Source organism: Aeromonas sp. QDB14 (assembly GCF_027707845.1).
Classification (GTDB): Bacteria; Pseudomonadota; Gammaproteobacteria; order Enterobacterales; family Aeromonadaceae; genus Aeromonas; species Aeromonas caviae.
This window is the reverse complement of record NZ_JAPCJD010000204.1, coordinates 1-793: the sequence shown is the minus strand read 5'-3', so window position 1 is coordinate 793 and position 793 is coordinate 1. Positions and strand designations below refer to the sequence as shown.

Sequence of the window (793 nt, the reverse complement as noted above, 5' to 3'; positions counted from 1 at the left end):
ACGCTCTTTATCCGCCCCCGGTCTTCACATTTAGATTATTCAGATTAGGCGACAACTATTCTGACACCGGGGGGGGGTTGGCAACATCGCCAACAAAGCTGTTGCCATCGCTGTAGGGGCTACCTTTGAGTGTCGGGCGAGGAACCGCATATTCCTCCATGGTCAGCCTCTTGATGCGCATATTTATACCCTTGTTACCGCAGGCAAAATTTCTTAACGGAGATAACCCTACAGGATTATCTGAGGTGAGTGATGATCATCGTAATTTAGATCTCAGCCCTACAGATTGAATTTCGGCCCCCAATAAAAAGGGAGAATACCTCAGAATCCACATTCCATCATTTCGCATAGACGATCTAGAAGGTGCACCACCTCACATTAAAAGGCTCAAATGCTTCAGCTTACGAATCGTTAAAGCTACACTGCCACAAGACAATTTTGAATGCATAATAGACAATCATTGAATCGGGGTGTTTATGAAAATAAGTAAGTCCCTTTCTTCTTTGTTCCTGTTTCTTCAAGAAAAAGAAAAAAATGGAGTCCCTTTCTCCCTAGAAGATGTTCTTTCTGCGACAGGATGGAAAGCAACAACATTCAGAACTTATTGGATAAAAGGTCAGCTAGCAGACTTCATCAGTGAAACTCCTGATGGTTTATATGATGCATCTAACTGCCAAAATATATCAGAAGTAGAGCGGGAATTCAGATAATAAGTACGACACTCATGGATGAATGGCGAGAGGTGGCCAACTGCTGATTGGTGGTACCCTTCTGCTCGCCAAAGTAAAAGCAG

The 793-nt window shown here is 43.4% G+C and carries 1 protein-coding gene and 1 pseudogene; both read left to right on the top strand.

Features of this window, described 5'->3' with window-relative positions; genetic code table 11:
• Window positions 1-73 precede the first annotated feature (73 nt).
• Window positions 74-217: pseudogene (locus tag PG887_RS22525) on the top strand (GNAT family N-acetyltransferase); the annotation flags it as partial.
• Window positions 218-476: 259 nt separating this feature from the next.
• The gene (locus tag PG887_RS22520; RefSeq protein WP_270822961.1) at window positions 477-710 is read left to right on the top strand and encodes a hypothetical protein; all 234 of its coding nucleotides are present in this window, start codon (window positions 477-479) and stop codon (window positions 708-710) included.
• Window positions 711-793 lie beyond the last annotated feature (83 nt).